At 54.9% G+C, this 14,733-nt stretch carries 9 protein-coding genes; 3 read left to right on the forward strand and 6 right to left on the reverse strand.

Features of this window, described 5'->3' with window-relative positions; all coding sequences use genetic code 11:
- Window positions 1–86: 86 nt before the first annotated feature.
- Entirely contained in the window at window positions 87–1,385 is a 1,299-nt protein-coding gene (locus tag AC0QHF_RS06755) for a YcjF family protein (RefSeq protein WP_324703431.1), read from the reverse strand.
- Between the two features lie 367 nt (window positions 1,386–1,752).
- On the opposite strand from AC0QHF_RS06755, the gene AC0QHF_RS06760 reads away from it, so the two are divergent.
- Together AC0QHF_RS06760 and AC0QHF_RS06765 are read left to right on the forward strand one after the other, a co-directional pair.
- Entirely contained in the window at window positions 1,753–1,989 is a 237-nt protein-coding gene (locus AC0QHF_RS06760) for a type II toxin-antitoxin system Phd/YefM family antitoxin (protein ID WP_324703432.1), read from the forward strand.
- Window positions 1,976–2,356, forward strand: a complete 381-nt coding sequence (locus tag AC0QHF_RS06765; protein WP_324703433.1) for a type II toxin-antitoxin system VapC family toxin — start codon at window positions 1,976–1,978, stop codon at window positions 2,354–2,356. The genes AC0QHF_RS06760 and AC0QHF_RS06765 overlap by 14 nt, the downstream gene beginning before the upstream one ends.
- A 117-nt stretch (window positions 2,357–2,473) precedes the next feature.
- Here the strand turns inward: AC0QHF_RS06765 and AC0QHF_RS06770 are convergent, their stop codons facing one another.
- On the reverse strand, window positions 2,474–5,620 hold the full coding sequence (locus AC0QHF_RS06770) for a HEAT repeat domain-containing protein (protein WP_324703434.1): 3,147 nt from the start codon (window positions 5,618–5,620) through the stop codon (window positions 2,474–2,476).
- Window positions 5,621–5,779: 159 nt separating this feature from the next.
- Between AC0QHF_RS06770 and AC0QHF_RS06775 the strand changes: the two genes are divergently transcribed.
- Window positions 5,780–5,965 carry a hypothetical protein gene (locus tag AC0QHF_RS06775; RefSeq protein ID WP_324703435.1) on the forward strand — a complete coding sequence of 62 codons (186 nt, stop codon included), beginning with the start codon at window positions 5,780–5,782 and terminating at the stop codon, window positions 5,963–5,965.
- 16 nt (window positions 5,966–5,981) lie between these two features.
- On the opposite strand, the gene AC0QHF_RS06780 is transcribed toward AC0QHF_RS06775, so the two are convergent.
- From AC0QHF_RS06780 to AC0QHF_RS06795, 4 genes are read right to left on the reverse strand one after another with little or no spacing between them, the layout of a single operon-like run.
- Entirely contained in the window at window positions 5,982–7,151 is a 1,170-nt protein-coding gene (locus tag AC0QHF_RS06780) for a hybrid sensor histidine kinase/response regulator (RefSeq protein WP_324703436.1), read from the reverse strand.
- On the reverse strand, window positions 7,096–8,913 hold the full coding sequence (locus AC0QHF_RS06785; RefSeq protein ID WP_324703437.1) for a sensor histidine kinase: 1,818 nt from the start codon (window positions 8,911–8,913) through the stop codon (window positions 7,096–7,098). The genes AC0QHF_RS06780 and AC0QHF_RS06785 overlap by 56 nt, the downstream gene beginning before the upstream one ends.
- The gene (locus AC0QHF_RS06790; RefSeq protein ID WP_324703438.1) at window positions 8,910–9,875 is read right to left on the reverse strand and encodes an ABC transporter substrate-binding protein; all 966 of its coding nucleotides are present in this window, start codon (window positions 9,873–9,875) and stop codon (window positions 8,910–8,912) included. The genes AC0QHF_RS06785 and AC0QHF_RS06790 overlap by 4 nt, the downstream gene beginning before the upstream one ends.
- A 51-nt stretch (window positions 9,876–9,926) precedes the next feature.
- Entirely contained in the window at window positions 9,927–14,546 is a 4,620-nt protein-coding gene (locus AC0QHF_RS06795) for a PAS domain S-box protein (protein WP_324703439.1), read from the reverse strand.
- Window positions 14,547–14,733: the final 187 nt, after the last annotated feature.

A 14,733-nucleotide genomic window follows, 5' to 3' on the forward strand; every position in this document is an offset into this window, starting at 1 on the left:
TATCTCCCCCCTTACTCCCCCCTTTCAAAGGGGGGCTGGGGGGGATGGGGGTTGGGGGGGATGGGGGTTAGGGGGGCGAATCGGAATCAAGATTTACCCTTTTTAAACCGTTCCTGAGCAGTTGCAAAAGCCTCTTTCATCACCTGTTGGATGCGATCGGGATCGGGTTTTTTTCCACCCATTAAATCGCCGAAATAGACGCAGGCTGTCTCCCCCAACGCCCCCGTATAGGCGGCGGCCCAAGAAGCGGCGATCGCACTTCCCAAACCGGGAATAAACTTCACCAATTCCCGTCCCACGGCCTGGGCGAGAAATCCCCCCGCGATCGCGCTCACCAATCCCCCCGCCTGGGACGGGGACAGGGTTTGGCCGTAGAGTTTCCCCAGCAAACCCACCATCGACACCTGCAACGCCGTCAGGACGGGCATCGTGGCGAAGGGGAGGGGAACCGCCGCCACCGTCCCCGCCATGATGGAAAACGCCAGGACGTACCGCCGCGCCACGTCCCGGTACAGGTTGCCGATTTTTTCCCCCGCCTGCCCTTCCAAAAGCTGGTAAATCGTCCGGGCTTCCGCCTCCGGGAGCAGTTCCGCCAGGGTATCTCGGAAGCTTTCCAAGCCGTAAAAAACGGGGGTGTAGCCGTCTTCTTCCAGGGTGAAATCGATCGTAATGGCGCGATCGCACAGTTTCCCGAACCCATTTTTAATCGCATCGAACGCCCGGTTCACCGCCTCCAAATCGGGGGGATAGGGCGGGTGATTTTCTACCTCTGGCGGATAGACTTCGTGGAGGCACGTCACCGCCAACAGACAGGGCAAATCGGGATAGGATTTCCGCAATTCTTCCGCGATCGTCCGCAAAGTATCCGTGGCGAAATCGTTGATTTTCACCGTCAAAATCAGCACCCGGGCGCCGCGGCTGTCCCGCTTGAGATCCCCCACCAACTCCTCGATTAAGGCGTCGGTATCCTGGTTGATGTCGCCGAGTCCGACGGTATCGGTAAAAATCAGCAGCGGCAGGTCCGCCGACGGGTAGGCGTAGCGTTCGGTATTTTGGGTGTGCGGCTTGAATCCCTGGCCGACAATTTCCGGCGAAACCCCCGTCAGCCCCCGCACGATGGAGCTTTTCCCCGCCTGGGGCTTGCCGATCAGCAGGGCCTCGGTGGTGGGGAGTTCGGCCCGGACTCGCTCCAATATTTCGGCCACCTGTTCTTCGCTGACGCTGAACCATCCCGTCAGGGCGTTCGCCACCCGATCCATCGGGACGAGCCGGCCGAACCGCCGGGAAACGTCGTTCAAACTTTCCGACAGGCGATCGCTCCAGGACGGCTTTTTCTCCTGGGGGTTGTCTTCCGGGGGTCGGTTGGCCTGGGGTTGCTCGGACATGGTTGAGGTGTCGGGTGTGCGGAAATTGCTCTTATCTTACCACCGAGGTTTGGGCGGTGCGATCGCTTTTGAAACTCCCGCGCCGTCATTTTTGAGTGAGCGATCGCTTTGAACTGTTAAAGCAGATGATCCGGAGTGCGATCGCCCCTTATTTTCTAATTGGATGGACGATTCATATCCGACTCATCCGAACCGTCGGGCGATGGTCAAACCCCGGTGCGATCGCGGCTGAGATCGAGTTCTCCATCCTCCACTTTTTGACACAGCGGAGACTGAGATGCCCTACAGAAGCCAGAAGTTTCAATTATAGATTGAGGTTTTGATCCAATATGCGATATTATAGAGACAGACGTTGAAGGAGAAAAGTATGAAAAGTGTCACCCCCCAGGAATTAAAAGGAAATCTTGATAATTTACTTGAGGAGATTTTAAAAACCGGCATTCCTCTGGAAATCGATCGCGGGGGAAAGCGTCTCCGCATCGTCCCAGTCGAAAAGTCAGACAAGTTACAGAATTTGGTCTATCGGCCTCATGTGATTGTCGGAGATCCGGACGATCTGATCGATATCAATTGGGAACAGGAGGTCAATCTTGATCTACCTTGACACTCACGTTGTCGTCTGGCTATATGCAGGATTGACGGACAAATTCAGTGATTTTGCGACATCTTTGATTAACGATCACGATCTCTATATTTCACCGATGATCCGTTTGGAGTTGCAATATCTCTACGAACGTGGACGAATTTCGGAACAGCCAGAACCGATGATTGCCGATCTAGATAATCTCATGGGTGTGAAGATCTGTGAATTAGATTTTAATACCGTAATTGGTTGCAGTCTGAAAATAGATTGGACTCGCGATCCCTTTGACCGTATCATCGTTGCTCATGCGGCAGTCAACCAGAATATTTTACTGACAAAAGACCGTCGCATTTTGGCGAACTACGAACACGCACAATGGGAAGAGTAGCACAGGCATCTTGCCTGTTAGGAGAAACGATCGCGGTGCGTTCCCAACGTTACTAACCGACTTTACCGATGATGGGTAAGTGGGAACGCACCCTACACAACTCTACTCATTCTCGAACTAACGAACCATCTGATTTGTCTCCTGCAAACGCTGGCTGAGAAACTTGCAGATCTCCCAAAGAATTTGCGGACGCTGGGTGACTAAACTGATAAATCGGGTTTTTTCCAAACTCAATAAAACGCAGTGTTCAGCCGCGATCGCATTGGCCGATCGCACGCTGTCCCCGAACAGAGACGCCTCGCCAAAATGCTTGCCGACTTCCAACTGTTTCAACTCCCGTTCCTGTCCGTCCACCTCCCGCACGATCCGCACCCGACCTTTGACGATAATATAAAATCGCTCCCCGGACGTTCCCTCCGCGAAAATCATTTCTCCGGCTAAATACTCCTCCTGTTCCAGGGCGCGATCGATGAGCAAAATCTCGTCCAGCGAGAGGGTTTGAAACAGCGAAACATTCTTCAATAACAGCAGGCGATCGATCATAAAATTCTCCGGAATGGGTAACTGTTTGGGCAGCAAAACCACCGACTCGGCGACCTGCCGCACCAGGGGATCGCGGTCCTGTTGGGCGAAGGTTGCCGGCATCTCCACCAGGGCGATTAAAGCCCCGATTTTCAGCCAGCGATCGCGGGTTTCCAACGCCTCCAATAAAACGCGATATTGTCTCAAAGGAGAAGTCGGAGAAGCCGGTCCGCCGCCGCCGTCCGCCGCCATCTCTTCCAACAGCGGCATCAGGGGGCGAATAAATCGCCCCTGCCGCAGGGAACTCAGGGTTTCCACCGCATTCGCCCGGGCCCGTTTGTCGGGACTCGACAGCAGCCCTTGGACGGCGCCGACGGTGGATTCCTGCCCCAAATTGGAGAGGATATTAAACACCTGTTTGAGGAGGCGTTGCTGGTAGTCCGCGATCGCCACTTTTAACAGTTCAAATACCGGGTCGTCATCGGGGAGAGTCTGCCGCCACCGCCGCGTCCGGTTCAGCAGTTGGAAGTCTTCTCGCATGAACTCAAACAGCAGATCTTCGGCCTGTTTGGTTCGCACCCTGGCAATGGCCGCGATCGCGGCATTGACGACGGGGGGATGTTCCGAAATCAGATAATCCCGCCACATCCCCAACCCCTCATTTCCGTAGAGACTCGCCGTTTTTGCCGCCTGTTCTCTCACCCCCAAATTGTTGTCTTCCAAGCGACTAAAAACCTGAGACATCCACCGGCGATCGCGGACTTTTTCCAATACCTGCAAAGCGGCAATTCGGACTTGAGAACTTTCGTTGCCGAGTTCGGAAACGGCTATTTCTCCGCACAATACCGGATCGCGATCGGCAAATTGAGAGAGGGCGAATAACCCTTCCGCTTTCACGTCCGGCGGGGCGTTTTGTAGGACATCCGCCAGCAGGGGAATCAGTTCGGGATTGTGACTTTCTCCCACGGCACGCACCACCGCCAGACGGGTGGGGACATCCGGTTGCAGCGGACACACTTGATGGTAAAGGTCCGGAATCGAACCGTCGATCCCGGTTTGGGCGGTGGCGATACAGGCGAGGGCGCGAACTTCGTCATTTTCGTCGTTTAACAGGGTTTGAATGCGATCGCCGGACAGGCGAAACCCGAGGGCGATGCACAGTTCCAAACCCACGCAGCGAACCGACGGGCGATCGCAACTGAGAAAGGATTTGATACGATTATAATCCCCCATATCCGCCGTTGTAAACAGGCGGATCGTCGCCTTTCTGACTTCTTCCTCGGCATCCCCCAGCATTTTTTTGATGTCGGGTATGAAACGCTGGGGGTTGTCAAAATGGGCAATCAATTCCAATGCCAATACCTGATTTTTTGGTTCGTTATCCTGTAGCAATCGGCGCACGTCCTCGGTATAATTTTCGGGAAGACGCAACCCGTCCGCCACCCGGTTCAGGTTGACGGAACCCGATCGCACCATCCGGACGAGCGATCGCACGTAACTTTTTCCGGTCCAATAACCGAGAAACACCAAACCGCAGCTCAAAATTACCCCCAACCAGACGATTTTGTAGGCGCCCATCCAACCCAACGTCCCCATCAAAACCACCCCCGCCATGCACTGCCCGAGGGGGGAAAATAGGCCTTCCCCCCACACCCGCAACCGCCCGCCAAACCGGGGGGGCACGGCGTTATAATTGAGGGTTGTCAGGGGCAGGGCGATGCTGTAAAATAATGTCCGATAGGTGAGTTGCATTCCCACCGCAGCGGTCAGGGTGTAGCTGAATCCCATCGCCAAGAAACTGCCCAGTAACGTGAGGGGATAAACCCAATTCGCCCGGGCAATTCCGAGTTTTTGAATTAAGGGTGTGGTGATGAATGAAATGATGGCGAACTGAATGGCGGTGAGGGCGGCGGTGACGAGTCCCAAAAATGCCGCGAGTTCTTGTTTTTCGGGAAATTCCTGTTTGTAAAGGGTGGAATATTCAAACTCGCCGATGCCGCGCACCAGGGCGGTTCCGAAAATATTGGCGACCAGGAAAATCGCGATCGGATAGTGTCGGGAAAGTTTGGTCAGGGTTTCCCAGGTTTCGGCAAATTTGACCTTTTTTACTTTGGGTTTCGGGGCTTCTGCGGGGAGGGGATGGTTCCGGGATTCCAAATCGTAAATTTGACCGATCGCGATCGCGTACAGCACGGGCAAAAATAACAACTGATTTTCCAGGGAAATCGTCCGGGAAATCACCCCGACCCAAATACTGCCCAGCAAGTATCCGGCGGTGGTTCCGAGGGAAATTAACGCTGTGAAGCGTTTGAGTTCGAGGGTGGTAAAGTAGTCCGCCACCAGCGTCCAAAACTCGATCCGAAACTGGAGGATGTAAATCAGCCAAATTAAAATATATAAGATAAAATAAATGGCGACTAAATCGAGGGTAATTAACAGCCGAATGCCGAGAATTAACCCGGCGGCGACCCACAACACGACCCGAAATAAGCGGGGGCGGTTGAAGCGATCGATGATATTGGTGAAACCCGCCGAAACGGTCATCAAAACCAAGGGCATGATGATGAAAAATAGGGGCAGGTTTTCGGCCCCGGCTTCGGCCAAAAAGAGCGATCGCCCCAAAGTCATCCCGATCGCCTGGGCCGCCATGATGGTGAAGCCCAGCAACACGAAATGGGCCAGCGATCGGATCTGGGAAGCCGGAATTCCGAGTCGCCTTTCAATCTGTCTAAATCGTCCCATTTTTCGCCCCAATTCTCAAGTCTGCATTGTATAATAAAGGTTGTATTGAGATTGTCAAATCGAACACGAAATACCCAAACCCCCGTTGTTGGGCTTGAGCCCCTCACTGCGCTAAAGCGCCACAACGAATTGACTGAATTTATTGTATTTTCATTCAGAATGTTTTCGATTCCTGCAATTCCATCTCCGCCGCCCGCGATCGCGTTTGATATCTCCCGGGCGATCGCGTGCCCACCAGCTTTTCGAGACGGACAGACGGAAGATTTGGATTTTTCTCATCTGAAGGGGGCGGGAAACGGGGCGGGCCGTTTTTGTTTGATGAAACTCATTTTAATGGTAATTTAGGGTGATTAACGCCATATTAATTCTGACAAAATCCCGCCGTCGGCAACGTCACGCTGACGGTGGTCCCCACACCCACCTGACTCTCGATGTCAATTGTCCCCCCCTGCAAATCAACGGCGTGTTTGACAATTGAGAGTCCCAAACCCGTGCCTTTGATGTCGCCGACATTATCGGCCCGTTCAAATTGCTTGAATAATTTGTGGCGATATTCGGGAGGGATTCCGATGCCGCGATCGCGAATTTGGAAACAAACCCGATCCGATTCGCACGTCACCTCCAAGCAAATTTCCCCGCCCTCGGGAGAATATTTGATCGCATTGGATAATAAATTGGTCAAAATATATCGCAAGAGTTTGACATCTAAATTGACGAAACACTCCTCTCCACGACTCACAAATTGACAGGTGTGTTTGTCCGTCGCCAGCGGGTGAAATTCTTGTAAAATATCGTGGCTGAAGGCGATGACATTGATCGATTGAGGATTCAAACGCTGTTTTCCGGCTTCGGCTTGGCTGAGGATCAAAACATCTTCGAGAATTTCATTCATCGTTTTTACGGAAACCCGAATCCAATCCAAATGCTGTTGTTTTTTCTCCTCCGGGAGTCGGTTTCCATAATCTTTTAAAATGCCGGCGGAAACCTGAATCACCGTCATCGGGTTTCGCAAATCGTGGGAGGCGCGGTTGAGGTAGCGGGATTTTTCTTGATTCTGATTTTCGGCTTGACTCAGCAACCCGGCAATTTCCCGGTCTTTTTTATGCTTGCCGATCGCCATTTTTATAGCCGCGTGTAATTCCCGCTCTTTGAAGGGTTTTAAAATGTAACCGTAGGATTGGGTTTCTTGGGCGCGTTCCAAGGTTTGGTCGTCGGCGTAGGCGGTGAGATAAATGATCGGGATGGAACAGATTTCATGAATTTTCGCCGCGGTTTCGATGCCGTCGAACTCCCCTTCGATGACGATATCCATCAGGATCAGATCCGGCTTCAGTTCTAAAGTCCGGGCGATCGCCTCCATTCCCGACGCGACGATATCGACCACTTCGTAGCCCAACTTTTCGAGTTTGCGGGCCAGTCCTTTGGCGATCAAAAATTCATCTTCGACAATTAAAATTTTAGGTCTATCCATATATTTATAACCGATTTCTGTACTGACGTTCGGAAAAAACCAACTTGAATTCTGTGCCATTATTTCGACTCATTTCCAGGGTTCCTCTCAGTTGGTGGGTGAGGGTACAAACCAGTTCCAAACCCAAAGATTCGACCGTCCGAAAATCCAAATTTTCGGGGAAACCGATGCCGTCATCTTTGACGATGAGGATAATTTTTTCTCCTTCATCTCGGCGCAAGCTCAGTTTCAGGGTTCCGGAACGTCCGTCGGGGAAGGCGTGTTTGAGTGCGTTAGAAACCAACTCATTGACGATCAAACCGCAGGGGTTTGCGGTTTCGACATTCAAATAAATAGGTTCGACATCGGATTGAAAAGTAATGCGATCGCCGGGGATAAAATTGTAGGTTTCAAATAAATTGTCCGCCAACGTTTCCAGATAGTCCCCAAAATCGATCCGGTCTAACCCCGGCGATCGATAAAGTTTTTCATGGATCAATGCCATCGAATAAATGCGCTTCTGGCTGTCCGCCAAAACTTTGAGAATTTCCGAGTCGCTAATATAATCCTCTTGGAGTTCTAATATATTGGAGACGATCAGCAAATTATTTTTCACCCGATGGTGAATTTCTTTGAGCAAGATCTCCTTTTCTTTGAGAGAAGTCCGGATTTGTTCTTCGGCTTGTTTTCGTTCCGTAATATCCCGAAAAACGCAGATCAACCGCCGGTTGTCCGCGAGGGTGAGGGAAACTTCCTGGGGGAACCGAGAACCGTCCCGCCTTTTTGCCATCGCCTCCCCCCGCCAGTGGCCCCGATGCATTAAAATCGGAAAAACCTGAGTTTCAAACCAGCGAATGTCTTCCGCATCGTAAATCTGTCGCCAACTTTTACCCAACAAATCTGCGGCGCAATTGTAACCCAAAAGTTCGACGTGGGCGCGGTTGATGTAGATATATTCGGAATTGCCGTCGAGGATGGCGATGCCGTCGATCGCAGCTTCGACAGCCGCCAACTGCTGTTCCAGGCTGCGTTCGATATACTGCCGTTCGGCAATTTCGATGCTGAGTTTCTGATTAATTTTTTGCAGGCTGGCAAACTGCTCGTCCAAAATCGAAGCCAGGAATCCGATTTCATTTTTGGGGAGCGACGGGGATTGTTTTAAATATCCCCAACACCGCTTTTTTAAAATCGAATCGTACAGGTGATGCAGGGGGCGCAAAATTATCGATTCGATCTGCAACGCCACGAGCGCCAAAATGATCGAACTCCCCGCCAACAGGGTGATCGTCGAGGTGGTAAAAGTCCGCCACACCTCCCGTTGCATCTGTTTTAAATCCAAAACCGCGATCGCCAATCCGCGATAGCCCGGGGTGTTAAATAAAACGCTGCTGAAGGGCAGAACTTGCACCCAAACCGGCTTGTCATCCAGCACGATTTCCGTGCTCATTTCCACCCCGGAACTCGCCGCCGTTTCCATAATCTGAGCCAGTTCCGGATGGATGGATTGATAGGACTGCAAGTCGAGCCGCTTGGGAGAATAAGCCAGGATTTCTCCCGTGGGGCTGATGATAGCGATTTCCTTCACCGCCGGCAACGTGCCGTAATTCTGCACCACCCGCCGGAGCAAATTCGTCTGGCCGACTTCGATCAATCCTTCCGTGGCAAATTCGAGCCCTTGGGTGATGGACTGGGCGCGTTTTTGAACTTGTTTTTGCAGGTGCGATCGCGTCAGGCGATAATTGATCGAGAGGGTCGTCAACCCGACGACGACCAGAGAAATCCCCAAACTCCGAAGCAGTTGCCGGGACAAACTCCGCTGGCAGTTGTGGAGATAACCCATCATGGCTTCCAAGCCTCAATCGCATTCATCACCGGCCGCGTCTCGATTTTGACATCTTCCCGGATGGTGCGGCTGTGACGGGGATCTTTTCGCAACAGGGCGACAATTTCTCCCGTCGCCTCTCCCAGGCGTCCTCCGGGAGAAAACATCCGCCGATTTAAGGCGACATCCCCCTTTTTGAGTCCCCCGTAATCCCTGGCGAAAGCTTCCGGAGTTTGACCCAATTCCCGAGCCACCCCCTCAAAAACCCGCTCGGGTCGAGTTTCAACTTCCCGCATCAAATCGAACCACGCCAAAATGAATTGGGTGAACGCCCGCTCGTGGCGGGCGACAAAACTGGCGCGGGAGGCCAAACCGTCGATCACCAAACTATCTACATCTCGGGTGGTAAAAATAATATTGCCTCCCATGCGATCGGCCGTCTCGCTCAACAGGGGTTCCCACAGAACGGCGCCATCTAGATTGTCTCTCTCCAACCGCTCTGCCGCTGTTTCATTTAAAACATTTTCAATTTGTACGACTTCGGGGGGGATGTCGTACAACTTCAGAGCTTCGAGCAAAATTAAATGATTGATGGTCCCCAAATTGGCTCCCACCGTTCGACCCGCCAGGTCCCGAACCGATTCGATCTCCGGTCGGGCGACGATGCCATCGGACCCCCAGGAAAGATTCGTCACCATCAACAAAGCGGGGCTGTCGTTGCCCGGATCGACCTGCATCAAGTCCCAGAGGGTGACGAAGGTGGCATCCACCGCCCCCCGCATCATCGCCCGGGCGGCGTCTTGGAGGTGGTCGAAATAAACTAAATCCAATGTAATCCCCCGGCGTTCAAATAAACCCGCCTCTTGTCCGTAGAGGGCGACGGTATATCCCGGCCAGTTGTTAATACCCACCCGCAGGGATTGGAGCGGCAGTGGGTCGCCGGGGAGGCAGCCGCCCAACCCCAAGCAGAGCAGCAGTATCATCGTTCCCCAAATGACTCGAATTGGCCGGCGCTTTTTTCCCTTCATGGCGGATCAGAATCGTTTTTTATATTTGAGTTCAACAAATGTAATCTCCACGCGGGTGCCGCGATCGCGATCCAATTGAATTTCACCTTGCAACTGTTCGGTCAGCATACAAACCAACTCCAAACCGAGGGAATCGACGTGGCGAAAATCCAGGTTTTCCGGGAATCCCACCCCGTCATCTCGGACGGCGAGGACGATCGCCTGTCCGGTGCCTCTGTAAAGTTGTAACTCAATTTTTCCCCGCCGGCCATCGGGGAAGGCGTGCTTGAGGGCGTTGGAAATCAACTCGTTGACGATCAGGCCGCAGGGGTTGGCGGTTTCAATGTTGAGGTCGATCGCCTGCAGGTCTAGTTCCACCTCGACCCGTTCCCGCTGGGAACTGTAGGACTCCAACAGACTCTCGACGAGGGCCTGCAAATATTCTTTAAAATTGACGCGATCGAGCCCCGTAGACCGGTACAGCTTTTCGTGGATCAAAGCCATCGAATAGATGCGATTTTGGCTATCTTCCAACAGTTGGATCAGGGCGGGATCGTCGGTGTAGTCCGTCTGAAATTCCAGCAGATTGGACACCACCAACAAGTTATTTTTGACCCGGTGGTGGATCTCTTTGAGCAGCAATTCTTTCTCATTCAAAGAGGCTTTCAATTGATCCTCAGCCCGCTTGCGATCGGTAATATCTTCGTAGGTGCCCAGAATGCCGACCACATTTCCGGCGCGATCGTGGAGGGGGATTTTATTGGTGTCGATCCAACACTGTTTCCCGCCGGCCCGCAGTTGGGTTTCGACGATATGCAGTTCGGGGCGATCGCTCTCCATCACCCGGGCATCGCAGGCCCGGTATCCATCCGCCTCTTCTCGGGACCAGGGCAAATCGTAATCGTCGAGGCCGATAATTTGTTCGGGATGGTCCAACCCCGCCCCCCGCGCAAAATTGCGGTTGCAGCCGAGATAAACCGAATTGCGATCCTTCCAAAAGATGCTCTGGGGGATATTATCCATCACCAACCGCAACAATTGTTGGGATTCTTGCAACTCTTCGTCCCCCTGCTGGCGGTCGATCGCCGTCGCCAAAATGTGAGCCACGCTCTTGAGGAAATTCAGGTCATCCCGGGAAAAATCCCGCTTGTCGTGGCTGTAGGCTGCCAGCACCCCGAAACAGTCGGTTTTCCCCTGGATGGCGACGCTCTGGCCGCAGAGGTTGGGGTGGCGGCAAATTTCCGGCTCTAGGGGCGGGGGTCGGCGCACCGCCCGGGGGGGGATCGGTTCGTGGGTGATGAAGGTGTAATTTTCCTCGTCGCTCCAGATGCTGAGGGTGAGGCGGGGATGTTGGGCCGAGGTAAATTCCAAGATCTTGCAATAGTCCATCTGCAACCCCCGGGGAACCTGGATCACCGCCTCCCGGATCAGGGTTTCCAGGTCGGCCCCCGAGAGGGCCATCTGGCCGAGTTGGGCGACGATCGCCTGTTGGCGGGCGCGAATCCGAATTTCCGCCTGGGCTTTTTTGCGGTCGGTGATCGCCTCGGTAAACATGATGATGCCGCCGATGTTGCCCCCGCTGTCGTGCCAGGGGCGAATTTCCCACTTCAGCCACTCCTGGGTCCCGTCGGCCCGGTAGAACAAATCTTCGTCGCAGGATTCGATCGCCCCGTGCAGGCAGCGTTCGTGAATGTCCCGCCACCGTTGGGAAATTTCGGGGAAAACCTTGTAGTGCGTCCGGCCGATCAAGTCGCGATCGCCCAACCCGTAGTCGCTGGACCAGCGCCGGCTGACGGCCAAATAGCGCATTTCCCGGTCGAACATCGCCACCGCGGCCGGGGCGTGCTCCACGAACAGGCGGAATTTCGCCTCGCTCTGCTGCAAGCTCTCCTCGGCCCGCTTCCGCTCGATCGCCGTCGCCAAGACGTGGGCAACGCTCTGGATGAAATTGATGTCGTCCTCGACAAACACCTTGCGGCGGTCGCTGTAGACCCCCAGACAGCCGAGATCCCGTTGCTGACCCTTCAACGGGACACTCACCCCGTTGAGGCGATCGTGGCGGTGCAGGGTCGGGGTCGAAGGCGGGGGACAATCCGGGGGGGCCGGCCCCAAATCTTCCCGGTTCAGGAAGGTGAACGCTTGAAATTCGGAGTGGGCGATCGCCAACGTCAGCAACATCCGCCCGTCGGGTTGGCGCTCGACAATCTTGCAGTAGCCCACGTTCAATCCCCGCGCCAACCGGGTCGCCACCTCTTCGATCAGGGCGTCGAGTTCCGAGCCGAAAAGGGCCAACTGGCCGAGTTCGGAGACGATCGCCTGCTGGCGGGCACGCTCCTCGATTTCGATCTCGACTTGCTGCCGCTCGAGGATCTCGATGAGCAACTGGTCGTTGGCGTCCCGCAGTTGGGCGGTGCGCTCCTCGACGACGGTTTCGAGTTCCTGATTCATCCGTTTGATCGCCTCTTCGGCCTGCTTGCGATCGCTGATGTCCCGGCAGGTGTAGAGCACTGTCCCCTCGCCGATCGCCACCCGCTTCACGTTGACCAAAACGGCGTGAGTATTTCCCCACTTATCGACAATTTCCCGCTCGATGTTGGGAATTTCCCCGCGCCGGTCCAAACGGCTTTCGTCAAATAGGGGCCCTCCCAAAAGCGATCGGATGTTCCCCAACTGCCAGACCTCGTGCTCCCGGTAGCCGAAAATGATGTTGGCGTTGGGACAAATAAACGTGAAGTGGCCGTCGCCGTCGGTGATGAACACCGCGTCCGAAATGGTGCTCAAAATCGCCCGGTGCAGTTCCTCCGACTGCCGCAGGGCCGTTTCCACCTGCCGCCGCTCCTGAATTTCCGCGATCAGGATCTCGTTAGCCTCCTCCAGGGCGGCGGTGCGCTCGGCCACGAGGCACTGCAATTCTTCCTGGGCATTTTTGAGCCGCACTTCCGCCCGCTTCCGGTCGGTGATGTCCCGGGCGACCCAGATCGCCGCCTCTTCCGAGATGGGGGAAATCCGGGCGAGAAACCAGGCGTTTGCGTTCCCCTGGGCGAGTTGGTATTCAAAATCGACGATTTTTTGGGTTTCGATCGCCTCGGCGACGGCTCGGCCGAAGATCTCCGCCGTTTGGGGTCGGGAAAATTGTTTGAGGGTTTCGCTGAGAATGTCCCATTTGGGATGGTACATCAGGGCCGGGTTGGTGGCGACCACTTCCAGGGGTTTGGCGTCGGCGCTGAGAACCAAAACGATGTCCGTCATGGCCGCGAAGATGCCCCGCATTCGGGCTTCCGACGATCGCAGCCGGATTTCGAGGGTCTGGCGATCGCGGATTTCCCGGTGCAGTTCTTGGTTGGTGGCCTTGAGTTGGCCGGTGCGGGCCAAAACCCGGCGCTCGAGTTCGGCGTTGAGGTGCCGGAATTCCGCTTCGGTTTGCCGTTTTTCTTCGAGTTCGGTTTGGAAACGGCGCAGTATTTCCGCCTGCTGGATGGCGATCGCCACCTGTCCGGCCAGGTGTCTGAGGCGATCGAGTTCCGACTCCTTCCACCGGCGGGGACGGTCCGCGACGGTGACGCTCAACAGGCCCCAGAGTTGAAAATTGTCCTGGGGGGACGACTCGCCAATCCCCCCTGCGGTGTCAACTTCCCCGACTCCTGACTCCCTAATACCTAATACCGCTTCCCCTTCCCCCGGAAGGCAAATGGGGACGAGGACTTGGGCGCGGACGTGCAGTCGTTCCAGCCGTCTCACGTCACCGGGTTCCATCCCCGCCGTGTAGATGTCGTCTACGGCGTAAATTTGACCGTTTTGATGGGGTTCGAGGCGATTTTTTGCCAAACAATCATCCCGGATGACTTCGCCCAGGAAGGACTCGCAACCGGCGCTGACGGACTCGGCGACCCCCAGGGCACCGCCGGTTCCCTCGAAGCGGTAGATGGTGACGCGATCGACGCCCAGGAACTGCCGCACTTCGTTGACGGTGGTGTTGAGGATGCGGTCGAGGTCGAGGGAGTCCCGGATGTGCAGGGCAATTTCGGCCAGCAGAAGTTGGCTTTCACCCAGGTCGGCTTCTGGCGCCCGGGGGAAATTTTGGGCTTTGAGGCAGTCGTTTTGTCGGGAAAGTCGTTGATTTTCGGTTTCGAGGCGACTCACCCGATCTTGCAATTCGCGGACGGTTTCGTAAAGGGCGATCGGGTCGGGGGGCCGCAAACTTTGGGGCGTGATCGCCCCCACCGGATGGCCCCGGCGATCGATGACGGGGAGGTGGTGAATTTGGTGGCCTCGCAGCAGGGAGGCGACGGTGAATATATCCTGATAATCTTCTTCCCGCAGGGCGATCGCCGGAGAGGTCATCACTTCGGCCACGGACACCTGAGACGGCCTGCACCCCGACGTCTCCAGACGCTCCAAGTCCCCCCCGGTCAAAATTCCCACCAGTTTTTCGCCTTCCACCACCAAGGCGTAACTGTCCGGATGGGGCCAGACCGACCCATTTTTGACTCGCTCCATCCATCGCGGCAAGGGATACCAATGCTGGCCGTGGGGCTGCATCTGGGCGATCGCCCGGGCTAGGGGCGTATTGGGGGACACCTTGAGAGGAGCGCGATCGAGAATTTCATCCAGGCAAGGCGAATGGACTGGATTGGAGGTAAATGCCATGAGTTCCGTGGCGGTGAGAAGTGACTGCCGGGACCGACGCCCGACAGCGTGGATAGTTTGACTTGGTTATATCTTAACTCCCTCGGGGAGGGGGAGCAGAGGAGGCGACCGGAGGCAGAGGCGACATCTTATATCAGATTCGTACAACCTCCCCAATCATCTTTAGATGATTTGAGCTATTAGCTTG

This window comes from Lyngbya sp. CCY1209 (assembly GCF_055795065.1).

Bases quoted from the DNA above. Each gene is read 5' to 3' on its own strand.
- AC0QHF_RS06755 (WP_324703431.1), bottom strand. From the start codon at position 1,385: ATGTCCGAGCAACCCCAGGCCAACCGACCCCCGGAAGACAACCCCCAG.
- AC0QHF_RS06760 (WP_324703432.1), top strand. From the start codon at position 1,753: ATGAAAAGTGTCACCCCCCAGGAATTAAAAGGAAATCTTGATAATTTA.
- AC0QHF_RS06770 (WP_324703434.1), bottom strand. From the start codon at position 5,620: ATGGGACGATTTAGACAGATTGAAAGGCGACTCGGAATTCCGGCTTCC.
- AC0QHF_RS06775 (WP_324703435.1), top strand. From the start codon at position 5,780: ATGTTTTCGATTCCTGCAATTCCATCTCCGCCGCCCGCGATCGCGTTT.
- AC0QHF_RS06780 (WP_324703436.1), bottom strand. From the start codon at position 7,151: ATGGCACAGAATTCAAGTTGGTTTTTTCCGAACGTCAGTACAGAAATC.
- AC0QHF_RS06785 (WP_324703437.1), bottom strand. From the start codon at position 8,913: ATGATGGGTTATCTCCACAACTGCCAGCGGAGTTTGTCCCGGCAACTG.
- AC0QHF_RS06790 (WP_324703438.1), bottom strand. From the start codon at position 9,875: ATGATACTGCTGCTCTGCTTGGGGTTGGGCGGCTGCCTCCCCGGCGAC.
- AC0QHF_RS06795 (WP_324703439.1), bottom strand. From the start codon at position 14,546: ATGGCATTTACCTCCAATCCAGTCCATTCGCCTTGCCTGGATGAAATT.